General features: G+C 53.9%; 22 protein-coding genes and 1 pseudogene. 8 read left to right on the forward strand and 15 right to left on the reverse strand.

Annotation, left to right across the window (positions count from 1 at the left end):
• Positions 1-20 precede the first annotated feature (20 nt).
• Complete coding sequence (locus tag NFS35_RS16565) at positions 21-881, forward strand: amidohydrolase family protein (RefSeq protein ID WP_251208238.1); 861 nt, start codon at positions 21-23, stop codon at positions 879-881.
• A gap of 50 nt (positions 882-931) precedes the next feature.
• On the opposite strand, the gene NFS35_RS16570 is transcribed toward NFS35_RS16565, so the two are convergent.
• Positions 932-3850: a leucine-rich repeat domain-containing protein gene (locus NFS35_RS16570; protein WP_251208239.1), complete on the reverse strand. Its 2919-nt coding sequence runs from the start codon at positions 3848-3850 to the stop codon at positions 932-934.
• A 169-nt stretch (positions 3851-4019) separates the two neighbouring features.
• Positions 4020-4364: a winged helix-turn-helix transcriptional regulator gene (locus tag NFS35_RS16575; RefSeq protein ID WP_251208240.1), complete on the reverse strand. Its 345-nt coding sequence runs from the start codon at positions 4362-4364 to the stop codon at positions 4020-4022.
• A 221-nt stretch (positions 4365-4585) separates the two neighbouring features.
• Between NFS35_RS16575 and NFS35_RS16580 the strand changes: the two genes are divergently transcribed.
• On the forward strand, positions 4586-5137 hold the full coding sequence (locus NFS35_RS16580) for a flavodoxin family protein (protein WP_251208241.1): 552 nt from the start codon (positions 4586-4588) through the stop codon (positions 5135-5137).
• A 154-nt stretch (positions 5138-5291) separates the two neighbouring features.
• Here NFS35_RS16580 and NFS35_RS16585 read toward each other — a convergent pair whose 3' ends face one another.
• The 5 genes from NFS35_RS16585 to NFS35_RS16605 all read right to left on the reverse strand — a co-directional run bounded on the left by NFS35_RS16585 (position 5292) and on the right by NFS35_RS16605 (position 11394).
• Positions 5292-7256 (reverse strand): beta-galactosidase trimerization domain-containing protein, encoded by a 1965-nt coding sequence (locus NFS35_RS16585; protein ID WP_251208242.1) that lies wholly within the window; start codon positions 7254-7256, stop codon positions 5292-5294.
• A gap of 128 nt (positions 7257-7384) precedes the next feature.
• Entirely contained in the window at positions 7385-7579 is a 195-nt protein-coding gene (locus NFS35_RS16590; RefSeq protein ID WP_251208243.1) for an alpha-L-rhamnosidase C-terminal domain-containing protein, read from the reverse strand.
• Between the two features lie 5 nt (positions 7580-7584).
• Positions 7585-8436, reverse strand: coding sequence for an alpha-L-rhamnosidase N-terminal domain-containing protein (locus NFS35_RS16595; RefSeq protein WP_251208244.1), 852 nt, complete (start codon positions 8434-8436; stop codon positions 7585-7587).
• Positions 8437-9032: 596 nt separating this feature from the next.
• Positions 9033-9392, reverse strand: coding sequence for a helix-turn-helix transcriptional regulator (locus NFS35_RS29325; RefSeq protein ID WP_330640305.1), 360 nt, complete (start codon positions 9390-9392; stop codon positions 9033-9035).
• A gap of 28 nt (positions 9393-9420) precedes the next feature.
• The gene (locus NFS35_RS16605; protein WP_251208246.1) at positions 9421-11394 is read right to left on the reverse strand and encodes an oleate hydratase; all 1974 of its coding nucleotides are present in this window, start codon (positions 11392-11394) and stop codon (positions 9421-9423) included.
• A 270-nt stretch (positions 11395-11664) separates the two neighbouring features.
• On the opposite strand from NFS35_RS16605, the gene rbr reads away from it, so the two are divergent.
• Positions 11665-12207 carry a rubrerythrin gene (gene rbr, locus NFS35_RS16610; RefSeq protein ID WP_251208247.1) on the forward strand — a complete coding sequence of 181 codons (543 nt, stop codon included), beginning with the start codon at positions 11665-11667 and terminating at the stop codon, positions 12205-12207.
• Positions 12208-12214: 7 nt separating this feature from the next.
• Here the strand turns inward: rbr and NFS35_RS16615 are convergent, their stop codons facing one another.
• The 3 genes from NFS35_RS16615 to NFS35_RS16625 all read right to left on the reverse strand — a co-directional run bounded on the left by NFS35_RS16615 (position 12215) and on the right by NFS35_RS16625 (position 15123).
• Positions 12215-12775, reverse strand: a complete 561-nt coding sequence (locus tag NFS35_RS16615; protein WP_251208248.1) for a TetR-like C-terminal domain-containing protein — start codon at positions 12773-12775, stop codon at positions 12215-12217.
• 256 nt (positions 12776-13031) lie between these two features.
• A complete protein-coding gene (locus NFS35_RS16620; protein WP_251208249.1) occupies positions 13032-14666 on the reverse strand; it encodes a class I adenylate-forming enzyme family protein in 1635 nt (544 codons plus the stop codon).
• Positions 14667-14931: 265 nt separating this feature from the next.
• Positions 14932-15123: a hypothetical protein gene (locus tag NFS35_RS16625; RefSeq protein ID WP_251208250.1), complete on the reverse strand. Its 192-nt coding sequence runs from the start codon at positions 15121-15123 to the stop codon at positions 14932-14934.
• A gap of 247 nt (positions 15124-15370) precedes the next feature.
• Here NFS35_RS16625 and NFS35_RS16630 point away from each other — a divergent pair, with 247 nt between their 5' ends.
• Positions 15371-16096 carry a hypothetical protein gene (locus NFS35_RS16630; protein ID WP_251208251.1) on the forward strand — a complete coding sequence of 242 codons (726 nt, stop codon included), beginning with the start codon at positions 15371-15373 and terminating at the stop codon, positions 16094-16096.
• A gap of 109 nt (positions 16097-16205) precedes the next feature.
• Here the strand turns inward: NFS35_RS16630 and NFS35_RS29040 are convergent.
• From NFS35_RS29040 to NFS35_RS16645, 3 genes and pseudogenes are all read right to left on the reverse strand, one after another.
• Positions 16206-16364 (reverse strand): annotated as a pseudogene (locus tag NFS35_RS29040) (transposase); the annotation flags it as partial.
• A 40-nt stretch (positions 16365-16404) separates the two neighbouring features.
• Positions 16405-17709, reverse strand: coding sequence for a sensor histidine kinase (locus NFS35_RS16640; RefSeq protein ID WP_251208252.1), 1305 nt, complete (start codon positions 17707-17709; stop codon positions 16405-16407).
• A gap of 44 nt (positions 17710-17753) precedes the next feature.
• A complete protein-coding gene (locus NFS35_RS16645; RefSeq protein ID WP_251208253.1) occupies positions 17754-19013 on the reverse strand; it encodes a GHKL domain-containing protein in 1260 nt (419 codons plus the stop codon).
• A gap of 484 nt (positions 19014-19497) precedes the next feature.
• On the opposite strand from NFS35_RS16645, the gene NFS35_RS16650 reads away from it, so the two are divergent.
• Together NFS35_RS16650 and NFS35_RS16655 are read left to right on the forward strand one after the other, a co-directional pair.
• Positions 19498-20364, forward strand: coding sequence for an ABC transporter ATP-binding protein (locus NFS35_RS16650; RefSeq protein ID WP_251208254.1), 867 nt, complete (start codon positions 19498-19500; stop codon positions 20362-20364).
• A 298-nt stretch (positions 20365-20662) separates the two neighbouring features.
• Positions 20663-21421, forward strand: coding sequence for a LytR/AlgR family response regulator transcription factor (locus NFS35_RS16655; protein ID WP_251208255.1), 759 nt, complete (start codon positions 20663-20665; stop codon positions 21419-21421).
• A gap of 9 nt (positions 21422-21430) precedes the next feature.
• Here the strand turns inward: NFS35_RS16655 and NFS35_RS16660 are convergent, their stop codons facing one another.
• Positions 21431-22990: an ADP-ribosylglycohydrolase family protein gene (locus NFS35_RS16660; protein ID WP_251208256.1), complete on the reverse strand. Its 1560-nt coding sequence runs from the start codon at positions 22988-22990 to the stop codon at positions 21431-21433.
• A 288-nt stretch (positions 22991-23278) separates the two neighbouring features.
• Between NFS35_RS16660 and NFS35_RS16665 the strand changes: the two genes are divergently transcribed.
• Together NFS35_RS16665 and NFS35_RS16670 are read left to right on the forward strand one after the other, a co-directional pair.
• Positions 23279-24193, forward strand: a complete 915-nt coding sequence (locus tag NFS35_RS16665) for a helix-turn-helix domain-containing protein (RefSeq protein WP_251208257.1) — start codon at positions 23279-23281, stop codon at positions 24191-24193.
• A gap of 25 nt (positions 24194-24218) precedes the next feature.
• Positions 24219-24728 carry a signal peptidase II gene (locus tag NFS35_RS16670; RefSeq protein WP_251208258.1) on the forward strand — a complete coding sequence of 170 codons (510 nt, stop codon included), beginning with the start codon at positions 24219-24221 and terminating at the stop codon, positions 24726-24728.
• Positions 24729-24799: 71 nt separating this feature from the next.
• On the opposite strand, the gene arcC is transcribed toward NFS35_RS16670, so the two are convergent.
• Positions 24800-25735, reverse strand: coding sequence for a carbamate kinase (gene arcC / locus NFS35_RS16675; RefSeq protein ID WP_251208259.1), 936 nt, complete (start codon positions 25733-25735; stop codon positions 24800-24802).
• Positions 25736-25764 lie beyond the last annotated feature (29 nt).

Consider the following 25764-nt stretch of genomic DNA (forward strand, 5'->3'; position numbering starts at 1 on the left):
GGAGAGAACGGAGGGCTAATATGATTATCGATTTCCACACACATACATTTCCGGAAGAACTTGCCGGGCGGGCCATCGGAAAACTGGCCGCCAGTTCCAGGGCGAAGAACTATCTGGACGGGACGGCCGGCGCGCTGCGGGCTTCCATGAAAGAGGCCGGGGTGGATTATTCCGTGCTGCTGCCAGTGGTGACCAGAACAGGGCAGCAGGAAGACATCAACCGGGCCGCCATAGAGACGAACAGGCATTCCGGGGAGACGGGCCTGATATCTTTCGGCGGTATCCATCCGGAGAATGAGGACTACAGGGAGATTCTGCGGTTCCTTGCAGGGAACGGCGTAAAGGGGATAAAGATTCATCCGGTCTTCCAGCGGGTCCCGATTGACGACATCCGGTATCTGCGGATTATAGAATGCGCCGATGAAAATGACATGGTTGTCATAACTCATGCGGGATACGACATCGGCTTCCCCGGGGAGGATTTTTCTTCAGTGGAGCGGATGGAACGGATGCTGGACGCGGTAAAGCCGCGGAAGTTCGTGCTGGCCCATATGGGCGGATGGGACTGCTGGGAGGAGGTAGAGGAGCGCATCGCGGGCCGGGACGTATGGCTGGATACGGCGTTTTCCCTGCTGCCCATAGAGGCTGCTCCGGGCACGGTGCGCGGACCTGAGGAGAACCCGCCGCTGTCCCGGGAGCAGTTCCTGCGGGTGGTGCGCAGACATGGCGTGGAGAGGATTCTCTTCGGCACGGACAGCCCCTGGAGCGGGCAGCGGGAGATGGTGGCGGCTGTCCGGGGCAGCGGGCTTGACGCTGGGGAGCAGGCGGCTGTCCTTGGGGGGAATGGGGCCGCGCTGCTGGGTTTGCGCTGTTCCTTTTAGACAAAGAAAAATGCCTGTGCCGCAGCACAGGCATTTACTTTCGGTCAGATTTATTTAACTGATTTCTTTTGAATCTGGTAGACTATGGCTCCTGCCGCCGCGATTCCGACAGCGCCAATTAATAGCAGCCATATAAGGTTCGGGCCGTTTCCGTCTTTCTGTAATCGGGCATCGCCGGATGCATCGATTGCAAGATCGGATTCACCGGTTTTGGGAGACTGTGCTTCTGTCCCTTGTGGGCTGGCGCTGTCAGCAGATGTGGTTTTGCTGCTGTCTCCGGAAGAAGCCCCGCTGTTGCTTTCACCCATGATATTGTTGTTGACAACGATGACATAATCTGAAGCATGGGTAAATATCAGGTTGGCGATGCCATTCTCGTCTATCTGGTCAGCGGTAACGAACTCAAGTCTGTCAGCGCTTTCGCTATAATAGAAGAGGTTTGCGTACAATCCCGCATTTGCCGGATCCATATTGATTGTAAGCACGGCGCTGTAGCCAAAATCACCGCTGTGGGCAAGGCTGAGCTGTGTCGTCTGATGATCTGCCGCCACATCGTTCACGATATTCTCCGGAATGGCTGAGGTCCCCACCTGTATGGAAAAATCCACATCGCCTGCATGATCTGCCGCAACATCCTTGCCGTTTACGGACCAGATGATTCCGTTGCCCATATCAAAGGAAATAATGACATCCTGTCCTTTCACATTGTCAAGTACATCTCCGGGTACGACAGATGCACCATTCATGTTCACGATAATCTGCTTTCCTTCAGGAGCATTTGCAGCCTCTTCCTTGATGGCATCCCATCCCGCCTTACCGGATCCGCCGACAATAGATGGAATCATTGTGTCAGGCGTGGCCGTGGGAACTGGAGGCGGTGTCTGCGCCGGACTTGCCGTGGGTGCCGGAGCCGGTGTAGGATTCGGAGCTGCCGTGGGCGCCGGAGCCGGTGTAGGATTCGGAGCTGCCGTGGGCGCCGGAGCCGGTGTAGGATTCGGAGCTGCCGTAGGCGCCGGAGCCGGTGTAGGATTCGGAGCTGCCGTAGGCGCCGGCGTAGCTGTGGGCGCCGGAGCGGGTGTAGGCTCCGGCGCTGTAGTAGGCGCAGGTGTCGCCGGCGGTTCCGGGCTGTACTCATAATGGATAGTCATCTTTGACACTGCAGATGCCGTATCGCCTATTTTGCTGATGCTGTTCCACTGGACTTCGGTGCCGGTAAAGTATATATCAGTCACCCCGCAAGCTGAAAATGCAGCCATCCCTATTGTCGTTACGCTTTTCGGTATTACGACAGCGGTAAGGCGGGAACAGGAAGCGAATGCTGCCCCGCCGATGCTTTCCGCCCCTTGCGGAATTTCCACTCTGGCTAGCATCAGACAATTCTGGAACATACCCTCGCCAATGCGGTCTGTGCTTTGGGGCAGTGTTACGCTTGTCAGATAGTAGCATTGTGTAAACAGATTGTCGCCCATCTTTACCTTCTTGCTGCCAGGAGCAAAGGTGGCACTTGTCATTTTCCCGCACTGGAAAAATGCTCCGGCTCCCACCTCCCCGATGCTGGCCGGCAAGGCTATAGAAGTGAGGCTTGCGCAGCTGCAGAAAGCATTTTGCTTGATTGTCTCTACTCCTTCGGAGACGGAGACGGAATTAAGGTTCTGGCACTCGCGGAAAGCGCTGTCTCCGATGGTCTTCACACCGGAGGGAATAGTAACGGAAATAATCGAAGACCTGAGGAAAGCGCTGTTGCCGATGGCTGTCACGCTGGAGGCAATCTCTGCGCTGAGGACTCCGCAGTCCCGGAAAGCGCAGGAACCGATGCTGGTAACGCCATTTCCGATAACGACTTTCCGGATTTGGCTGCTGTTATTGCTCCACGGCTGTTCGCTGGCGCTGCTGAAATCCGGCATAGCCCCGCTGCCGGAGATGGTCAGCGTTCCCGCCTTTGTCAGATTCCAGGAAAGGCCTCCGTCAAGAATTCCGGATGCAACCGATACACTGGCTTCCGGATCGTCCGGTGGGATATAGCCTTCCGGATAACGGGTGATATAATGGCTGGTATTGCTCATCACCTCTGCCTTTGAAATCGCTCTCCCCCAATGGATTTTGCCCTGATGGTCTCCGGTGCTGATGTTTCCTTCGGCGACGATTACGCCCACATCGCTTACTTCAAGTACGATTACAGTATGAGCGTCATTGTTCACCCGCAGGATATCTCCCGCTTTTATATCCGCAAATGTGAACCCGCCCGCAGCGTACATCCTGCCCGGCAGGCTGCCGAATGCCGCGTCGCTGAGTATGAAAGCGAAAGCTACGCAGCCCACGGCGGAGATATTCTTCCCGTCCAGGGTTCCGCCTTTCCAATGGTAATATCCCTTGGAGTCCGAATAGGGCTCATCGTTGGTCCAAAGCGTTCCCTCTTTATATGCGTCCTGGTCTTTCAGCGCGATCATAGCCGCATAGGCTTCCGCCGGGGCAGGGACTGCGCCATCCGCAGCAGTCTGTAAGGATACGGATTCTGCCGCAGAAATCTCCTCCTGCGGAGCGTCTGTCTCCTGGGTTCGTGTGTCCTCCTCCTGTGGCAGGGTGTTCTCTTCCTGCGTCAGAGTGCCGTTTTCCTGTGGAGGGGTGTCTTCCTTCTGCGTCAGAGTGTCCTCCTCCTGTGGCAAGGTGTTCTCTTCCTGAGTCAGAGTGTCTGCATTCTGTGGAGGAGCGTCGTTCTCCTGTGGCAAGTTATCCTCTCCCTGCGTCAGAGCGTCTGCCTCCTGCGGCGGGGTTTCCTCCTGTGGCAAGGTGTCCGCCTCCTGTGTCACAGTCTCATCCTGCGCCAGAGCGTCTGCCTCCTGCTTCAGGGTGTCCTCCGGCAGAGTGGTTTCCTCCCGCGGCAAAGCCTCCTCCGGCTCTGCGGATACCACTGACTGGAAAGAAATGGCCAGACACAGTGCCAGGACTAGCGAAATGATTCGTCGTTTCAATTTCGTAACCTCCTCAAGTTTTGTTATAGGAGAATTTTACCTTTTGATGCTCCCCCCCTTATAAATATATCGCTTCTATTTTGTCCTGTCAATGAGTGTAAAACGGTATCAAAGCATGAATTTCACTGGAATTCTGTACTGTTTTCCATGGGAGGCGGGAGCTTTCCGTTTACGATGCACCTTTTCCCCTGTTTTTGTCTCCCCATTCACACATCCCGTCCAAAAGGGGAATCAAAGACCTGCCGCGCTCCGTCAGGCTATATTCCACTTTTGGGGGAATCTGCGGATATTCCTCCCGATGGACCAGGCAGTCCGCCTCCAGTTCCTTCAGCGTGGCGCTCAACGTCTTATAGGAAATTCCCCCAATGTATTTTTTTATCTCGTTGAACCGAACCACGCCGAATTCCATCAGCGTATAAAGAATCGTCATTTTATATTTTCCGCTGATCAGCGACAATGTATAGCTGAATCCCGTGTCGCTGAGCGTTTCCGCCGATATGCATCTCTTGTCCATGTAACACTCTCCTTTTAGTAAGTATATGGTGTAATTGTAAGTACTGTACTTTTATGTGCGTACTTGTTTTTGATTCCATTCTGGTTATAATTATAATATTCGCAGCGGGAAAAGTCAATCTCAGCGGGAAAGGCCGTACCCGCGGCAACGAGACGCCGACAGCCAGGGCAATATGCCCATGCAGTCGGCAGAAAAAATATAAAACGAAGAGGAGAATGGTTATGGGCAAAAATATCGTGGTACTGAACGGCAGTCCCCGCAAGAACGGCAATACAGCGGGGCTGGTGAAAGAATTTACAAAAGGGGCGCAGGAAGCCGGACATACGGTGACGGAGTTCTTCCTTTCCGGGATGGACATCCACGGCTGCAAAGGGTGCTTCGGCGGCCACAGCAGCCGGGAATGTCCCTGCGTACAGAAAGACGACATGAACCAAATCTATCCGGCGGTCAGGGAGTGCGATGTGATTGTGCTGGCCACCCCATTGTACTACTGGAATATGAGCGGCCAGCTCCGCACCGCTGTAGACCGGCTCTTCGCTCTGGAGGAAGGGGACGGGAATCTTCTGCGCGGCCACGGCCGGGCCTCCGCCCTGCTGATGGCGGCAGAGGGAAACGGCTTTGAGGATGTGCTGCTCTATTACGACCATTTGACGGGACACCTGAAGTGGGAGAATCTGGGACATGTCCTGGCTGGCGGAAACGGCGATATAGGCGACATCAAGGGCAAGCCGGAGCTGGGGCAGGCTTACGAGCTGGGCAAATCAATCCGGTAAGCGCACAAGAACACCTTTTTACCTCCTGCATTAGAAATGGTGCGTTTATTTCAAGATGCCGGGGCAGAACCACCAGCCAAAGTAGAACCACGTATTTTCGGGAATTAAGGATAAGTGTATTACCATTCTGCCCGACGACGGCATCTACGGCATTTTACTCCAATACCACCATCTGATGGCAGCAGACTTTTGCAACCGTGAATTCCACGGTTCCATCCTTTTGGGTAAAGGGAATCTCTTCCCTCTGGGGAGCCAGATACACCCGTTTTATGGCTTTCGGCAGCCGGAGCCGGACGCTTACGTCATGGACAGGTGTAATATCCTCTATGACCTCCACGCCGCTGCCCCGCTTTACCGGAACCGCGTAGAGCAGATGGCTGACATATCTGCCCGCCTGCTCCATCAGTGTGGCCACCCCCTGCGCCCCCAGCGTGGTCTCCAGGGTCTTGCCCCCGCCCAGCAGCACGTCCAGGGCATGCTGGACCATCCGCTTGGAAATCAGGGCTCCGTGCTCCGCGTATTCGGAGAACACCTGCCAGCCGATGTAGATGCCGTCCTTTCCCCGCACCATTCCGGGTCCTGCGGCCTCTCCCGAATCCGGAGTGTGCTGATGGGAACAAAAATGCTCTGCCGTCCGGTTGAAATAGGGAACTTCCTGGCGTCCCAGAGAAGCGCCTGCGGACAGGGAAATCATTTCAGCCTGGGAGTACAGCACATAAGCGGTATCAAAAAGCCCTTGCATTTCGAAATCGGGCCGGAAGTAGCAGGGCATGCAGGGGGATTCCCTGAGATAATCCGCCCCGAAGTCAAATGCGAAGGTGTCGCTGTCTTCCCATAATCCCGACTTTCCGGAAGCCAGGATTTTGCCGCCCTTTTCCAGGAACGGGTCCAGCTTTTCCCGTAAGGCGGGCGTGATGCGCTCGCAGTCTGGGAGGATGACCACCTTATAGCCGCTTATGTCGGACTCCGCGTCGATTACATCGAACAGGTAATGCCCTTCCAGGAGCATCCGCACCGCGCCCGCATCGGAATTCGGGTTCCGCTCTCCCTGGCCGCTTTCGACGAAGCTGGAATAGGCCTGGCAGGAGAACAGAGCGATGTCCGCCACCGGCTTCACGTTGTCCAGCCATTCCTCCTTTTCCTCCAGCTCCTGATAGGCGGCGCCAATCAGCCTGTAGGTGGCCATGTCCATCTCGCCCTGGGGATGCAGTTGGTCGCCGATAGAACTCTTCGCCCCGTTGGCGGCGGCCAGGCTTACCTCATACCGCAGCGCATTGGGATGCTTGAAGCCGCCGAACTCGCCCCAGGTGCCGTGGAACTTGCCGGTCATGCCCAGATAGTCCAGGCCAAGCTGCTGCACATACCTGGCGGAGAGGGGAAAGTGGTCATAGCCCCAGCCGCCGGTGGGCAGGCTCTCCAACTCCAGGTGGGAGTTCCTGTAAGCCAGGTCCCGCCGTCCACGCTGGATATGTCCGCTGTTGTGGAAGACGGGGAGGCCGGGGCGGATCCGGTCAACGGTTTCCCGCACCTTTGCCGTGTAATTGGCATAGACCCGTTCACCCAGTTCCAGGACAGCACTGTCGTCAAGAGGGTCTTTGCCCTCCTCCAAAAGCGTGCGGGTGCAGTACTGGCAGTGACATCTGCGCACCCCCACGATATCCAGGAAGATGCCGTCCGCGTCATAATTCTTTACCACCTCCTCGATCTGGGCCAGCAGATAGTCCAGATAGGGAGAGTTGAAGCAGAACAGATGGTAGCGGGGCGTGGTGAAATCCGGGAGCGCCAGCCTGCCGTCCTCCTTGCCCACCACCAGCCACTCCGGGTGGCGCAGGGCCATCTTCTCGTCGAACCCGGCCGAGAGGTAGACCGGCGTCCTGACTCCGATTTCGTGGGCCGCCTCTATCTGTGCGCCCAGCAGGTCGAAATCCAGACCAGGGTGGATCTGGTTTGCCTTGGAGGGGTGGTAGGCCCAGCCGTGGTGGCATTTGGAGAAGACAGTGACGGAGTTCACATGGCCTGTCTTCAGTGCCTTTTGGAACTGCGCTTTGCTGAAGCTGCTTCCGATACCGGGTATTTTTCCGCTGGTATGGAAGTCCAGGTGTACTTGACGGAAATTCATGAGATTTCCTCCTTCCTGATGCTCTGAAAACTTGATAGGTACATTGGCAATCTGATACTCCCAGTGTATGTCAAAAAGGATGGGATTGCAATGGGGATTTTTGGCCAGACCGGGCCGGCTCCTTTTGGTCATGTAAGGCTGTAGGTGCCGCTCGTCAAGGAATGTCTGGTGAAACTGCCGTCTTGCCGGGGCACGAAGACTTCGGCTTTTGTATTGGGAGGCACTGTTACGGTAAAGTGGTCGCCCAGCTTATAATCCACCGCAATCTCCCCGTACACCGTTCCAATCCGCCCTTTTGCCCAGGGAACCATGGGCGATGCCACAGGCTTCACCGTGAAAGTCTTATAGCCCGTCCGTCCCAGGTCTCTCCTACATAGACATTGTTCATGGTAATGGGAGATTCGCATACTTTCCAGCCGCAGTCGGAGACCACATACTGCTTCACGCCGCTTTTGTAAGTGATTTCCAGCTGCAGCAGCAGACAGGGCGTCCCATAGATGCCGCCGCCCTCCATCAGCTGGGACTGATGGTACCAGCCGTCGCCCAGCACGACTCCCAGCGCGTTGCCGCCGTTTTGGATCTGTGAGGTGACATCGTAGGCGGAGTAGAGGATTTTCTGGGGGAATTCCGTGATGGCGGGATCCAGCACATGGTCTCCCACTTTCTGCCCGTTCAGGGTCAGCTCATAGAAGCCCAGGCCGCTGATGTATATCTTTGCCTGCGCCACCTGGCTGCAGACGAGAAATTCCCGGCGGTACTGCATGGCCCAGTTGGTCCTGTAGCGGCTGCCCGCGCCGATCCACTGGCCTTTCCAGTCCTCCGGGCGCAGGAGGCCGGTTTCAAACCAGTCTCCAAGGGAGCTGTAGGAGGTTCCGGCCTGATCCCGGACATCTACTGTCCACCAATAGCGTCTGGAACTTTGCAGCGCAATGGGAAGCTCGATGTCCGCGCTGCTGTCTGACAGAATCTCCCCGCTGCACCAGACATCCGCTTCTGCCAGCTTTTCGGGGCAGGAGGCCACACGGATGCGGTAGGCGGTCTGCAGATATCCGTCCGCCGCACCTTTTATCTGCCAGGAAAGGCGCGGGCGCTGCTTGGCAGCGATAGGGTTGCGCTGGCTGTTGCAATACTGGAGGATGGAGGCGCTGTGGGGTGTCAGGTCGTTCTGTGCTGGGTTCATTTTTCTCTCCTTTTATATGCCGATTGTAGTGGGGGATTGATTTGTTAAGACTTTTTACTTTTCCCTTTTCAGTATAGCATTTTTATGGATAAAAAACAAACTTTACGCGCCAAACCGGTATTCTTTTTCTTTTCGCCCTGCTCCATGCCACATCCTTTTTGGAGGCTTTCATCTCCATTCTATGCGGGGTCGGGTTTCTCTCCAGCCTGGTTTCAAGGTCCGCACTGAGTTCCACGAAATAGAAATTCCCTCCGCCCAACCGGAACAGATGGGCCAGGCCTGTCAGGTATTCTTTTTCTTCCGGCATTTCAAAAGCGCAGACATAAGTGAACAGCAAATCAAGCCGAATATTTTATCTGATATTTCGATGCTGTCGTGATTCGTCATCAGATTGTACTTTGTTTTATCTCTCAGGCTTTCTGCGACAGTCATCTTTCCTATGGCCTGGGGGCCGCATATTATGATTTAATTGGCCATTTGTCCTCCTTGATTTCATGGGGCATATTTCCGGCACGGTATGTTACGGAATTCTCTGTCCCGCAACAGATTCTTTCGCAGTATTGTAACATAAGGAAAAGAGCCTGTAAACAGGTGTACTATTTCTTTTCCGTGTCGAAACTGCCACGATAGTCTGACGGCAGTATGCCTTTTCGTTTTTTGAAAGCGCGCCGGAACGTGTGGCTGCTGTTGTACCCGCACATCTGTGCGGTGTCTTCGATGGAATCGCCCCGCTCCAGAGCCTGGCAGGCTTTGTCCGGACGCATAGTCTCCGGCATGACCGAAAAAGTGCAGCCGAACTGTTCCCGGAAGAACCGGTACAGATACGACTCCGCGTAATTGTTCCCCGGGAAGAGATGGGACTGCCCATGCTGCTTGCATCTGCGGGGGCCATAGTGGGAGAAGAGGCGATATCGGCCGGGATGCGGGAACTGCTCAGGGAGCTTGGAATTCCGCAGGAGGCTGCCCGCATTACATCGTTCTTTTTTACATCATGCCCTCTTTCAGCACGTCATGGTCACGCAGCACTTTCTCCACCACGGTTCCCCTGATGAAATGGAGCAGAGGTTTCTTCAGCGCCTTCAGGGGGCCGGGCAGTTCGATTTCCAGAGGGGACTTGCCGTCCATGAGCTTCACGCTGCTGTCCAGAAGCTCCCGGATGTCGTAGACGCTGCCCCAGACCTCGGGCACGCCTCTGTCCACGCCCAGCAGCCCGTACACGGCCTCCATGGCGGTGCGCACGGAGTATTCGGTGGTGAAGACGGTGTCCCTGGGGGTCTCCGCGAACTGTCCCAGGAAAGCGAAATTGACACATCCGTCAGGAATCACGTCCGGGCGGTCTCCCTTCCTCCTGGGCATGAAGAAAGCGGTGATATAAGGCATCATGGTGGGCACGCAGACGGCGCTGTATTCCGCCAGCTCCGGGATGTCCTCCACGGGCACGCCGATGTGGTAGAGCCATTCTTCCGTAATCTCCCTGCCGGTGCATTCCCGCATGGGCTTCTTCACGAAGTCCCCGGGCACGTCCGTGAACAGGCCGTACACCCAGACGCAGACTTTATCCTTATCCTGTTCTTTGAACTGTCCCTGGCGATTGATGGTCCAGCTTAAGAGCCAGGAGGAGTCCTTGCAGCTGACGATGCCGCCGGTGACTACTCTGCCGCTCTTAGGGTCCCGCTTGCAGATATCGGTGATATAGGGCAGTATCTTTTCGTCCAGGGTGGTGACGGTGGCGGATTCCCAGTTGGTCTTGGCCACGTCGGAGCAGAATTTCTCCGGATGCCCGAAAGAGGGATCCTGGACGGCGATGTTGCGCCACAGGCTCCAGCAGCCGCTGGTGCGGACTTCCGCGTCCCCGTTGGGGGCGTGGTCCTGGTCGCCGTAGACGGTGCCTTCGGTGCAGCTTCCGTTGGTGACGAAGACCAGGTCGTTCTCCGTGAGCATGATTCCCTTTTCCACGCCTCTTACCTTGCACTCGATGGCTTTCGCTATCTTTTTGCCGTCTTCTTTCTCAAATATCACATTGGTGACTTCGGTGCCGAACCGGAAGTCCACGCCGGCGTCCTCCAGGTACTTCTGCATGGGCAGGATCAGGGACTCGTACTGGTTGTATTTGGTGAACTTCAGGGCGCTGAAGTCCGGCAGGCCCGCGATATGGTGGATGAAGCGCTGGAAGTACAGCTTCATCTCCAGGGCGCTGTGCCAGTTCTCGAAAGCGAACATGGTCCGCCAGTACAGCCAGAAAGTGGAGTCGAAGACTTCCTCATCGAACACGTCCTCGATGGTCTTGTCGTACAGGTCTTCGTCCCTGGTCATGAAGAGCTTCATGATTTCCATTGCTCCCTTCTGGCTTAGGTTGAACTTGCCGTCGGTATGGGCGTCCTTTCCGCGGTTCACGGTGGCCCGGCAGAGAGAGTAGTTGGGATCTTCCTTGTTCAGCCAGTAGAATTCGTCCAGCACGGACGCGCCCGGCGTCTCCAGGGAGGGGATGCTGCGGAAGAGGTCCCAGAGGCACTCGAAATGGTTCTCCATCTCCCGGCCGCCACGCATGATATAGCCCCTGGTGGGGTCGAAGATGCCGTCACAGGCGCCCCCCGCGATGTCCATGGCTTCCAGGATGTGGATGTGGTCGCCGGGCATCTGGCCGTCCCTGACCAGGAAGCAGGCCGCCGCCAGGGAGGCCAGGCCGCTGCCTACGATGTAGGCGTTCTTTTCGTCTGCGCCTGCGGGCTTCCGGGGCCTTGCGAAGGCTTCGTAGTTGCCGTTGGAGTAGTAGATGCCCTTGCTGTTCTTTTCATGCTTTCCCAGCTCGGTGTTGCGGTATTCCGATTTCCCGGAGGCGGGGGTTGTCTTTTTCACGGCCGCCTTTTGTGCTTTCTTATGCCTGGTTGCTGCGATTGTCACGGCTCCTGCGCCGGCTGCGATTGCTGCTGTGATTGCCAGATTCCTCTTCTTTGCCATTTTTTTATTCCATCCTTTCTTTTTCTTTCAGGTGTGGCCGCCGTGTAGATGTGTGGCGGCTGTTCTTTATGATGGTATCTTAACGCCTTTTTATTCTTCTTCCAATTTACAAAACGAGCCAAATGATAAAAAACTTATCATCGGGGCTGATTTGATAAAAAAACAGCAGCGCTTGACGGATAGGGGGAGCAATATTATAATTAGAACCGTTACGGCAAGGGACAGGACAATAGCTGTAACAACAATAAACCCAAATAGGAGGAAAAGAAAATGGCAGAGACAAAGTATGCGGGAACGCAGACAGAAAAGAATCTGGAGGCGGCATTCGCGGGGGAATCACAGGCGAGGAACAAATACACCTATTTCGCGTCCGTGGCCAGGAAAGAGGGATATGAGCAGATAGCCGGCCTGTTCCTGAAAACGGCGGAGAATGAGAAAGAACACGCCAAAATGTGGTTCAAGGAGCTGAGCGGAATCGGCGATACAAAAGCGAATCTCGCCGCGGCCGCCGATGGTGAGAACCATGAGTGGACAGACATGTATGAGGATTTTGCCAAAACGGCAGAGGCGGAGGGTTTCCCGGAGCTGGCGGCAAAGTTCCGGCTCGTGGGGGCCATCGAGAAGCACCACGAGGAAAGGTACCGCGCTTTGCTTGGGAATGTGGAGACGGCCTCCGTATTTGAAAAGAGCGAAGTGAAAGTATGGGAGTGCCGCAACTGCGGGCATATCATCGTTGGGACGAAAGCGCCGGAAATCTGCCCCACCTGCAATCATCCACAGAGCTATTTTGAGGTGAGCCAGGAGAACTATTGACTTTAGGTCACTTTTTTGGAAGTTCGAAATTTCGCATACAGTTATCTATGCTGCCGTGCATGAGGGTACAGACCCGGTCAGTGATCTCTCTGTAATCCGCTTTCATACCCTCCGCAATCCAGTCCAGCATGACACCTACGAAGCCGTATTTGTAAAATTCCGCGATGAACGCCTTGTCCGCCGGGGCAAGCGCGCTTCCCGCGGATTTTTCTTCCACCACATCGGCAATCAGGCCGTAGGTGAGCTTGTACAGATAGTTCTCGATTCGGTCTTTGCTGACGGAGCGGTAGACGTTCAGGATGAAAGGCTTGTTCTCCAGCACCGCCTCAAAGACCTGGCACAGTCCCTCCTGCCAGGTCTCATATGTCTTCTTGTCCTGCAGGGCCCGCCTGCCGTCCTCCACGCAGACCCACTCTGCCAGGTCGTAGATGTCTTTGAAATGGTAGTAGAAGGACATGCGGCTGATGCCGCAGTCAGTGGTCAGATCGTTGATGGTGATTTTGTCCAGGGGCTTGTGCAGCAGGAATTTCTTCAGGGACGATTCCAGCGCCAGCTTGGTATTGGGCATGATTCACATTCCTTTCTTCCATAGGATTTTTTCTGTATCCAGCGCGAAGGGCAACAACGCTGTGTGCCCGTCAGGCCGACAAATTCGGCTTGAGAGGAAACTGCTGCACATGACCGTCGCGCTCATTTTCGACCTGAGAGGAATTTGACACAATTGCGTTCTGTAAAAAACGTTGTACAGTTATGCACTCTGCCTGGTTTTCCGAAGCGGGACAGAGTGCTGTGGACTTCGGCGGCAGCCCGGCACAGAACCGGAATCAGGCCCGGTTCTCCTGGGCCACCAGCTGGTCGGCACCGTACATCTTCCGAAGCTTCGGCTTCTCGATTTTGCCTGTGGCGTTCCTTGGGATGTCGTTGAAGATGATTTCCTTGGGGCGCTTATATCTGGGCAGCTCTCTGCAGAATTCGTCTATCTCCGCCTCGGTGCATTCCATGCCGTCCCTGAGTTCGATGATGGCCGCGGTCTTCTCGCCCAGCCGTCTGTCGGGCAGGCCGATGACCGCCACGTCCTTGATTTTATCATGCCGTCTGAGGAAATCCTCTATCTGCACAGGGTAGATATTCTCGCCGCCGCTGACAATCACGTCCTTCTTGCGGTCCACCAGGAAATAGAAGCCGTCCTCGTCCTGCATGGCCATGTCTCCGGTGCACAGCCATCCGTCTTTCAGGGCATCGGCTGTGGCTTTCCCGTCCCGGTAGTAGCAGGTCATCAGTCCCGGCCCCTTGACGCAGAGCTCGCCCACATCGCCCCTTGCCACCTCTTTGCCGTCCTCGTCCACGATTTTGCACTCCCAGCGGTAGCCCGGCACGCCGATGGCTCCCACCTTGTGGATGTTCTCCATGCCAAGATGGACGCAGCCCGGGCCTGTGGACTCGGACAGGCCGTAGTTGGTGTCGTAGGCATGGTTCGGGAAGTATTCTTTCCAGCGCCTGATCAGGGAGGGAGGCACGGGCTGGGCGCCGATGTGCATCAGCCGCCACTGGGACAGTTCGTAATCCTCCAGATGCAATTGCCCCACGTCCAGGGCGTCCAGGATGTCCTGGGCCCAGGGAACCAAGAGCCATACGATGGTGCAGCGCTCTTTTGAGATGGCGGACAGGATGGTCTCCGGCCTTGTGCCCTTTAAGAGCACGGCTTTGCTGCCTGCCACCAGGCTGCCCATCCAGTGGAATTTCGCGCCGGTGTGGTACAGGGGCGGGATGCACAGGAAAGTGTCCTCCCGGCCTGTGGCGTGGTGCTTCTGCTCCATCTCGGCGGCCTGGGTGAGGCTTTGGTGCTTATGTAAGATTGCCTTGGGGAAACCGGTGGTTCCCGAAGAGAAATAGATGGCGCCGAAATCCTCATCGGTAATCGGGATGTCCGGGCCCTGGCTGGAGCAGTCCGCCACCAGCTCATGGTAGCTTTCCGCAAAGGTGGGGCAGTTGTCCCCCACGTAGATTAACAGCCGTCCCTTGGAGAGCCGTTCCGCATTGGCCTCGATACGGCCGATGAAAGCAGGGCCGAAGACAATGATATCTACTTCCGCCAGTTCCGTGCAGTAGAGGATTTCTCCCGCATCGTAGCGGAAATTGAAAGGTACGGCAATGGCGCCGGTCTTCAGCACGCCGAAATAGATGGGGAGCCACTCCAGGCAGTTGTACATCAGTATGGCCACCTTGTCCCCTTTTTTGATGCCCCGGCCCAGGAGCATGTTGGCGAAGCGGTTGGCTTTCTCGTTGAACACGCCCCAGGTGATTTCCCTGCGGTAGGGCTCGAAGCGGTCGGGCTGGATCAGCTCGTATTCTTTCCAGGTGGTCCTGCGGGTGTCCTTTTCCTCCGGGTTCAGCTCCACCAGGGCGATTTCGTTGGGGTATTCTCTTGCGTTCCTTTCCAGGAATTCCATGACTGGCATCTGTTTTTCCTCCTGTCCGCTGCAAAGGAAAACAGGCACATTCCGCTGTCCTGTGCCATCCTTTGCACGTTTTCGATTTAAAGCAGTAAAGTATGTATGATAGTTACGGTATCATATCTGTCCGGAAAAGTCAATAAAAGAAAAGCGTTTTTGGGTCTGGTCTCATGCCGTCTGATGCCTTGAACGAAAGAAAGCGCAAAGCCTTTGATGATTCAGTAAAGACTTTGCACCTTGGTTCGCGGCTGCGATTCGGCTGTCAGGAATGTTATTCCCTGATTCTGTCGATGTCTGTGAGGTTCACGCCACTAACATTTAAAATAGCTTTTAAAGATAAATACTTCTTTTTCAATCTTTCATATGTTTCTGTAGCATTTTCTTTTTTGGCTAAAAACATATACTCTTGTATCTCTTCAAAATCGTCAATCGCAGCTTTCATGATTTCAAGACCGTTTGGCATATGATCACCTGCTTTCTGGAAACGTTGTCAACTTGTATCTACCACTATTATAGCAATCTATGCCTAAAGTGTAAAGCGTTCATTCGACAGTTATAATGAAAGAGGGCTGAACGCTTTTGGAGGGGCGCGGAATACGGTCAGAGGATGCTTTGACGCTTGCGACGGATTTTCAATCGTTTAGGAAAAAAACAGGGATGGGGATGGAAACTGCTTATAATGGGAGGAAAGAGAAAGGAGAGTCAAAGTCATGAAGAAGACAATAAGCATTACATTCCTGGAATTGGAGAAGTTACTGAAAAAGCGAGAGTTTCTGTTCGGCCTGCTGATGTCGCTGGTCATGGGAGGCGGCATGGCATACGGCGCGTATGCGTTCCCGGAGAGCTTCGGGGTGCACAATGTGATTGCGTTCTTCGGGAACTTTTCCAGCATCCTGATCATGTTCCTGGCGGCAAAGAGCCTGGGGGAGGAGTTCGACCTGAAGACGGCCACGTTTGTCTTTACGTCAAGGAGCAGCAGGATTCAGATCGTCACCGCGAAAATCGTGAGCATAGCCCTTGCCAATATGCTGATTGGCCTGTGCGGCGGCATTCTGTACGACGTAGCTATAGTCATCTGCGGGCAGCCCTGGACGGCGTCTGGGCTGCTGGCGGTCATCGGAAAGGAAATCCTGATCTATATGATTTATGGGTTTGCCATAGGCGCCACCGCGGTGATGATTACCTGTGTGCGCAATAGCACAATTATGCCTTTTATCTATCTGATTGTGCTGTTCTGGGTGATGCCCGGCATCCTCCAGATGATGGGGCAGAAGATAGCGGGGCTGGATAAAGTCATGGATTATGTGCTGTTCTGCCAGTCCGATCAGTTCCTGCTGTACCAGGACTGGAGCGTCAGGAATATCGCCGTGTTCCTGGTCACAGGCGTTGCGTTTTCCATTGTGGGCATGGGCATTTTGCAGAAAAAGGATTTATAGTGTAACGGTTCGGCTCCTGCAGGTTAGAAGAGGAACGGGGAGCAGCAGAGAGGCAATGCCGCCAGAGCCTTTTCCAACAGCAAAGCGAAAATAATTCTTCTTGATGAGCCTACAGCGGCCTTGGACAGGGAACACGCTGTGAGGCGGAAAAGAAAATTTTGCTGCAATACATGGTTCCGTCGCGAAGCTCTGCCTTTGGAAGATTGCCTGTCAGCCCGTCGTAACACAACAGAGGATGATAACCATGTGCCTGATAATGGTAGTTGAAACAGTTTTGTCAAGATATTGGGAATGGCAGAGCGAATCATTCATGAAATCCGCACCTGCTGTATGAACAGCCCGTCTTCAATCAGGGTCTCATGGAAAATATTGTCATAGCGGTTCAAAATTTCGGATACATTGCAAAGGCCAATGCCATGGCCCTCCCCCTTTGTGGTCACGTCCCTCTTATGCATCTGCGCCACGGAAAGCCCTCTGTCCACAAATGTATTCGATATGATGAATACGATATCCTGATTCATTTTGCCCAGATGGAAATTCAGGACAGGACGCTCCGTCTCCAGACAGGCCTCGATGGCATTGTCCAGGTAGATGCCCAGCACCCTGGTCAGGTCCACCGGATCCATGGGGACGGAATCAATCTCATCCGGGATATCGATGTTCACTTCGATATCCTGGTTCACCGCCAGGAGCAGCTTGGTATATAAAATGCTTTTCAGCTCCAACAGATGGATGTGCAATAAATTGTTCAGCGCCCCGTTCTTTTGGGTGAGGTTCTTCTGCATGGGCAGGATATGCTCATAGAAAAAGGCTTCCAGCTCCTCATATTTCTCCTCGTCGATATAGGCCGCCAGCGAAGCCATGACATTGATATAATCATGCCGGAAGGAACGCAGGTTGTCATATACCATTTCCAGGTTCCTGGTGTACTCGTTCAGGTTCTCCAGATATTCTACTTTTTTCTCCGCTTCGTAGCTTTTCCTGGCTGTGTGCAGCACGATGAAAATCATGCTCACCGTAAACAGAAAATAAAGGATAACGGAAGAAGCCATCAGAAAGTACTCCCTGTGGCTGACTTCCACGTTGTCAAAAAAAGAAGACATGGTGAGAACCATGAATGCGCAGAGCAAAAGGGTCAAAACAATCAAAACCAGCAGCCTTCTGCTCATTTTTTCAAAAGTGCTGATAAGGTATTTCTGAAACAGCAGTCTCGCCAGATAAAGGAAAGGACAGCTCAGGGCCATTGTAGAGACGTTGTGCAGGAGGATAAGGCATTTATCGGAATTTACTTCCTGGACGGAGACGTCCCAGATCATATTGGCTGCCAGCCCTATGATATTGATGGAGACGCAGTTCACGATATAGCCCAGCGGCACATAAAAAACCGAATAGAATTTCCCTGTGAATTTCACTGCCAGGATAGAATTCACCGCCAGTATCACGAACAACATAGGATAATAGGCAAAAGAATTCATGATAAAAAAGAGCGCTGAAAAGGACAAAAAGAAAACAAGGTATTTTTTCAGGGAAAGATGCGGATGGGCCAACAGGAAGACGTCACATGTCATCATAATCCCGATACCTATGGAAGCAATCAGATATAGCGTCATCATAAAAATCTCCTTAAAACAGCGTATCGTCAAATGATAGGAACCATTTATGATATCTGTATCTGCTGTATGAACAGCCCCTCGTCAATCAAAGTCTCATGAAAAATATTGTCATAGCGGTTCAAAATTTCGGTGGTTTCCTTGTTCTGCATCTGCGCCACGGAAAGCCCCTTGTCGATAAAAGTGTTCGATATGATGAACACCACGTCCTGATTCAGCCTGCCCAGATGGAAATTCAGGGTCGGATGCTCCGTCTCCAGGCAGGCCTCTATGGCATTGTCCAGATAGATCCCCAGCATCCTGGTCAGGTCCACGGGATCCATGTGGATGGAATCGATCTCGTCCGGGATGTCGATATTCACTTCGATGTCCTGATTGACGGCCAGGAGCAGCTTGGTATATAAAATGCTCTTCAGCTCCATGACATGGACGTGCAGCAGGCTGTTCAGGGCGGCGTTCTTCTGGGTGAGACCTTTCTGCATGGGCAGGATATGTTCATAGAAAAAAGTTCCCAGCTCCTTATATCTCTTCTCGTCGATATAAGCCGCCAGGGAAGCCATGACATTGATGTAATCGTGCCGGAAGGAGCGCAGGTTATTATATACCATTTCCAGGTTTCTGGTGTATTCATCCAGGTTCTCCAGGTACTCTACCTTTTTCTGGGCCTCGTAGCTTTTCCTGGTGGTGTGCAGCACGATCAGGATCATGCTGAAAGTGAACAGGAAATAGAGCACAAGGGAAGAGACCATCAAAAAGAACTCTCTGTGGGTGATCTCCAGGGTATCAAAAAAAGAAGCCATGGTGAAGAGCATAAAGGAACAGAGCAAAAGCGTCAAAGCAATCAAAGCCAGCAGCTTTCTGTTCATTTTTTCAAAGGTATCAATCAGATATCTCTGAAGCAATCGCCTGACCAGATAAAGGACGGGGCAGGAGAACAGGATTGCACAGCTGATGAATATGACAATATAAAGGGTATCGGCATTCAATTCCTGGATGGTGAGATCCCATGCCATATTGGCGGCAAACGAAATTAAGTTCCCTAATATGCAGTTTATAATATATCCCAGCGGGACATAGAACACAGCATATAGTTTCCCCGTGAATTTCACCAGCAGAACCGAATTCAGCGAAAGCGCGATCAGCAGCATCAGCGAAAAGCTGAAATACAGCTGCATGAAAAAGAGCGCCGAAAACGAGAGGAAGAATACCAGGTATTTTTTTACGGAAAGATGTACATGGGTCAATATATAAATATCGCAGGTCAGCATAAGCGCATTCCATATTGCGGTAATGATTAGTGTCGTCATAAAAAGCTCCTGAAAGCGGCTGTTATCTGTAATCTGCTTTGGGAAACGCCGGCAAGGGCGCGCCCATGGAGCCGCAGGTTTGTTTTGCGGGCAAAGCCGACTCGAATCCAAAGCCGCCCCGAATCTAAAGCCGACTCGAATCCAAAGCCGCCCCAAATCCAACTCCGGGACGCACAAGCCAATCCCGGCATCCAATTCATTATAGTATAATGTGCATAGACTGACAAGGGAAACAGCATTCATGATTCAAAAACAGGCATTTACGACAGAAAAGGGGAAATAAAGATTTTTGCTTTATAATAGGATTCAGATAACCGAATCCGCCCTGTGATTTTGCTATCGATATAAAACGGAAGGGGCCAGGGCGGACTCCGGCTGTCAGGAAGAACCAGTGCGTTTATGCTCTTGGAATCTCAGGCGGGGAAAGCGGCAAAACGTTTTCCCGGGATTCCGGGAAGATATCCACAGAATCAGGAGGAAAAATATGAGTTGTGCATTAAGAGTGAACGATGTCAGCAAAAGGGCAAAGGATTTCCAGATTTTGAATCATGTGTCCTTTGAACTGAAAAGAGGGGAGATTGTAGGGCTGATCGGGCCCAACGGAGCCGGGAAGACCAGCATCATGAAGATTCTGGTAGGGCTGACCAGAAACTATACCGGAGAAGTGGACTTAAGCGGCGTCAGAGATATCGGCTGCATGATCGAGACCCCCAATTTCTATCCCTACAACACAGGCTACCAGAACCTGATGTACTTTGCCGGACTCAATGGCGTAGGAAAGAAGAAAGCAAAAGAGCTGCTGGAACTCCTGGGCCTGACAGATGCCGCAGACAAAAATGTCAAAGCATACTCCCTGGGCATGCGGCAGAGACTGGGAATCGCCCAGGCCCTGTTAAAGGATCCCGACGTGCTGGTGCTGGATGAACCCACCAACGGCCTGGATCCGGAAGGCATCTATGAAGTCCGCGAATACATCCGGAAGATAGCAGATGAAAAGAACATCACCGTATTGATTTCAAGTCACCTGCTGGGCGAACTGGAAAAAATGTGCGACAGGGCCATTATGATCAAAAAAGGAGAGGTCATCCAGTGCATGGATTTCCATGGGGACAGGAAGAGACAGATCGCTTATGTCATCGAAAGCCTGGATACGGAAGCGGTAGAGAGAATCCTCCGGGAGAACGGATATCAAGTGCTCTCCCAGAATGAGAAAGAGGTACGGATCGGCATCAGCGAGGAGGAAAAGAATGATGTGGCAAAATTGCTGGCATCCCACAATGTGGTGCTGACAGGCCTCTATGAGGCATCCGAGACGCTGGAAGATACATTCCTGGAGTTGATAAAAGACTGAGAATGTCGCTTGCCTGGCAAATTTCAGTATGATAAATTCCGGCGTTATGCAGTATAAGTATAGGTTGACAATCCCCGGGCATTTCGTGATAATGATAATAAGGAAGTGTCTACAAATAACCGCTACAAGTTTGCAGCAATTTTTATTGTATTTCCGGGCTTTTTCCTAAACAAATTGTAGCGGTTATTTTCCGACAATTCCTAAGGTAAGCGCCCGCAAAGCGAAATGCCCCAGCAAAGCCACCCGGAACCCCCACCCCCGCCCTGGCAAAGCCGCAGCCATAAGGAGAGAATCCAGTATGTTGAAAATATATATATGTGAAGACATCGAAATAGAAAGAGACAAAATCCAGCAGATTATCGAAAACATCGTCCTCATGGAAGACCTGGACATGGAGCTGTGCTGCGTCTCCGAAGACCCCTATGTCATCCTGGACAAAGTGAAAGAGACAGAAGAAGTGGGCCTGTACTTCCTGGACATCGAACTGGGCGCGGACATGACAGGCCTGACCCTGGCGCAGGAAATCAGAAAATATGACCCCAGAGGCTTCGTCATATTCATCACGACCCATTCCGAAATGAGCTACATGACATTCATCTACAAACTGGAGGCGCTGGACTTCATTTTAAAGGACAACCCGGAAGAACTGGGAAAAAGAGTGTACGAATGCATCCTGAAAGCCAACCAGAGATTCGCCTCCGCCAACAACAAAGTTCACGCAAACTTTTCCGTAAAAGTAAATGAAAAAATATTTACCATAGACTACGACGACATCCTCTTCTTCGAGACTTCCCCCAATGTGCACAAAATCATCCTCCACTGCAAGAACCGCCAGATGGAATTCCTGGGGAAAATCAAGGAAATCGAAAAACAGGTGGACGATCGATTCTACCGCTGCCACCGGTCTTTTTTGGTGAACAGGGATAATATCCGGGAAATCGATTTCCAGAACCGGGTAATCTACATGGTGAACGGAGACGAATGCCTGATTTCGTCCCGCATGATGAAAGGATTGAAAGAGAGGGCCGGCATGTATACCGGCCCTGACATGGATTGACAGGAAAAGTCATCTTATGTACAGCCGCGTCTTGATGACCTCATAGCTGTGCCGCCCGGCCAGGGACACCTCTATCAGGACATCCGCTTCCCCGGCAGGCATCCCATCGCAGAGACCATCTGCCGCGGCCAGAGTCAAATCCACCACGGCAGGCGTCTGCAGCGTATTGTGCAGCGGCAGGCTTAAAGATTTTCCCGGGCGCACTGTCAGGAAGTCCGGGGCATATATCCGGATATTCATCCACTGCTGGCAGCAAAAAGCGGTGGCCTCCACAGTGAGCCGCAGCGCAAGCTCTTCCCCGTTTCGCAGGAACACGCCCTGTGGGTGCTCCAGATAGAGCCGGAACATGTGATGGTCTCTGCGGATTGTCATGGGGCTGAATTTCTCGTGGAATACCGGATTCCTGTCATGTGAGAACCCTACTCCTCCTATGCCGGGCACGAAATTAGCGTTCCGGGCGGTGCAGAACAGGTTCCCCTGGGAGAAAACCCGGTATCCGCCCTCGGGCAGGAGCTCGCACATATCCCGGTACAGGAACCTGGGGATGGCCTGGGCGATTCTGTCGGAAAGCTCCGTCACCGTGCCGGGGATTCCGCCCAGCAGATGGGCCTTGGTCTTTTCGATGCAGAGGGTGTTTATCTTGTCGTTGATGGGGCGCAGCCATTCTTCCGGCAGCCTCGCATTGCCCTGGATGATGCCCAGGATGGCCCCCAAAGTGCCCGCGGTGCAGTCCGTATCCTCCCCGCAGCCTGCGGCGATGCACAGGCTCTTGCCGAAGTCGTTCTCCCCATAGAGCCAGCCGATCATCATCAGGCCGATGTTGTTGGGGGCGTCGTTGCCCGCGGGGGAGGTGGGGAAGCCCTCGGTATTGCCGTCCGTGCTGCCCTGGATGCCGAAGGTGCCGGGAACCTCCTGCATCATGCGTTTCCTGGCCTCCTGCCAGGTCAGGCCCTGGCGGAAGCATTCCTGGGCCAGCTTGACGGCTGTGGCTACGAGGCAGTCCTCCGGGATGTAGGAAAGGCCGATTTCCACCAGAGTATCCCTGTCGGACTCCGCGAAAGCGGCGCTTTCCAGAGCGGCGCAGAACAGCTCCCCATAGAGGCCGTCCTCGCTGTGGTCGACTACGCCGTCCCGGTAGGCGTATTTTACCGCCAGGTCAGGATTGCCCGGGCACAGGCAGGCCCAGATTTCGCTGCGGATGAAGCAGCCGCAGCTGTTGTGGTAAGTATTCTCCACATGGCCGCTTAAGGGCGGGACCAGTCCGCCGGTCATGTTGCCTTTTCCTCTGCCGTATTCGTTCCAGTGGGGCGTGATGAAAGTGAGCCAGTATTCCCCCAGAATCTCCGGCGTCAGCTGCTGGCCGTACTTCTCGGCGGCGGCCAGCCACACCAGCTGCAAATCCAGGTCGTCATTGGGAGGGGGATTGCCGTCCATGTCCTCCTGCAGGTAGAACTGCACGTCGAAAACGCCCCTCCTCCCCTCCAGCGGAGCGCCCAGGACCCCGCCGATGTTTTTTCCGTTCCAGCATCCCATGATTTTGTCATAGAGCACTTTGGAGTTCAGTTCCATAAAAATCTCCTTTCATCCGGCCAATCTTTATACTATAATAGTTGCAGGGGATGTCCATGGGACTAAAGTCCGGCAGGTACCCCTACTCTCTATAATAGAGAAAATCAAGTCTGTGGACAATATCCTCAGATGACTGTTTTGTATTGAATTTTTGGATAATCCAATCCACCAGGCTGGCTCCGGAAAGCAGAAAAGGGGGCCGGTTTCCCGGAATCTTCGGATTCTGCGGGGCTGGTGTGCATTTCCGGGACGTTTGCATGGACGAGAGGAGGAAGAGGGCAGGAACAGATGGAAGACCAGGAGAGCCGCCAGGCGCAGATGTTGCATTATTATATGAAAGAATGGGCAGGAGAGGATTTTGTCTGGGCCAGCAGAGACTTTCTCCAAAAGGGCAGAAAGAGCCCCGCCAGCCTCTGGGCGCGGGAGGGAAAGCAGGAGCCGTCGGAAATCTTTCTGGACTCCTACGAACCGGAGCGGCTGCACACCCATGTGGATTTTCTGGAGCTGTTCTATGTGCACAGCGGCCGGGGCGTGGCTTTTCTGGAGGGCACGAATTATATTCTGCAGAAAGGCGACATTTTCTGTATCCGTCCGGGCCAGGTGCATGCCAATTTCCCGCTGGAGGATCTGATGATATACAATTGCATCATATCCTGCGCTTTCCTGGAGGAAAAAAGCGGCCTGCCCACAGACGGGCTGATGCCCTTTCTGCACCTGACGGGGAAGACGCTGCTGGAGGTGGAAAATATCTATGAGGATCTGCTGCTGGAACGGGAACGGCAGGAGAGCTATTACCAGCATATGATGCAGAGCAGCGCGGAGAGGCTCTGCGTGAGCCTGCTGCGGTTCCAGGCCGGGCACCAGACCCAGGTTGGGCACCGCCGGGCCATCACGCCGCTGCTGGAATATCTGTCGGAGCATTTCGCCACCGTCACCCTGGAAGAACTGGCGCGGGTCAGCTCCTACAATGCCAGCTACTTAAGCAGGCTGTTCCGGGAGACCTTTGACATGTCTTTCACGGACTATGTGAATATCCTCCGGGTCAACCGGGCGGCGGCGCTGCTGTGGGAGACGGAGCTGACGGTGGAGGAAGTGGGGCTGGAGGCGGGGTTCCGCAGCAGGAAGCATTTCTATGATATGTTCAGGCGGCATACGGGGACGACGCCCGGGGCGTTCCGGGACGAGGGATATGGGGCGAAATAACAGGAAAGGACAGGAGCGTGGGAATATGGCATTAATCGGGTATCTAACGATTATTTCAGGAATCTTTTTCGGAGAGATGTGGATTAAGAACCGGATAGAGGAAAGCGGCACGGACGCAAAAGGGAATGTGATGAAGCAGCGGACAGAGGGAGAAGCGCCGGAACCCAGGACATATCGGAACGGCCGCATCCTGATCCGCAAATACCATAATAAGGGCGCGATGCTGAACCTGGGGGAGAGGCGGCGTCCGGTGGTGGCCGCCGTGTCCGTGGCACTGTCTGCCGTGATGGCGGCGGTGTTCGTGTGCAGCCTGGGACAGAGGGGGAACCGCCTGCTGCGCCTTGGGCTTTCGCTTCTGCTGGGCGGGGCATTCAGCAATACCTACGACAGATTGAAGCGCCGGTACGTGGTGGATTACCTGACATTCAATGTCAGGTGGAAGCCTCTCCGCCGGGTGGTGTTCAATCTGTCGGATTTCTGCATCCTGATTGGCGCACTGCTTGCAGTCATTAGCGTGCCTGATGATGTATTGTGACTTGAGACATGTACAATTAACGGGAGGGGCTGCCGCATCAATTACTTAGTGCGACAGCCCCTGCAGCTTGATTAAGCAGTGATGACGGTTCCGATTTTCCCGCGCACAGCGTCTTTCGTCCTGGCCAGGGAGGTAATCAGCACTCTCCCGGCCGGCACCTTTTCCAGATAGCTGATAGCCGCCTCAATCTTCGGCAGCATGGTGCCCTCCTCGAACTGTCCCTGGGAAATCGCATCTTTCGCCTGGGCTACGGTCATGGCAGCGACGGGAGCCTGATTCTCCCCGCCGAAATCCCGGTACACACATTCCACGCCGGTAAAGATAATCAGTTCATCACATTTCAGATCCGCCGCCAATTTTCCGGCGATGGCATCTTTCTCGATGACAGCAGAGGCGCCTTTCAGCACATGCTGCTGCTCGATGACGGGAATCCCGCCGCCTCCGCAGGCGATGACCACCTGATCCGCATCGGCGAGAGCGCGGATGGCTTCGATTTCCACGATATCGATAGGCCTGGGGGCGGCAACCACCCGGCGGAAACCCCTGCCCGTGGTCTCCCGGACGTAATTTCCTTTCTTTTCTTCCGCTTCTGCGTCTTCTTTCGTCATGTAGCGGCCGATGACCTTGGTGGGCTCGTAGAAAGCCTCGTCATAGGGATCCACCGTCACCTGGGTGAGGATCGTGCTCACGGGCTTCGGGATGCCCCGCCCCAGCAGCTCGCTGCGCAGGGCGTTCTGGATATCGTACCCTACGTATCCCTGGCTCATGGCCGAGCATACGCACATGGGGGCAGGCGTATAGTCGGTATAGACCCGCCGCAGCTCCGTCATGGCCTTGTGGATCATGCTGACCTGGGGGCCGTTGCTGTGGGTGATGGTCAGCTGGTAATCCTCCTCCACCAGGTCCGCCAGGGCCCTGGCTGTGACCTTTACGGCATCTTTCTGTGCTCCTGTGGTATATCCCAATGCTTCGTGCCCCAGGGACACGACTGCTCTTTTTCTGCTCATATGATTCACCTCTGATGTATTATGCCATT

This window comes from Acetatifactor aquisgranensis (assembly GCF_943193215.1).
GTDB classification, from domain to species: Bacteria; Bacillota; Clostridia; order Lachnospirales; family Lachnospiraceae; genus Acetatifactor; species Acetatifactor aquisgranensis.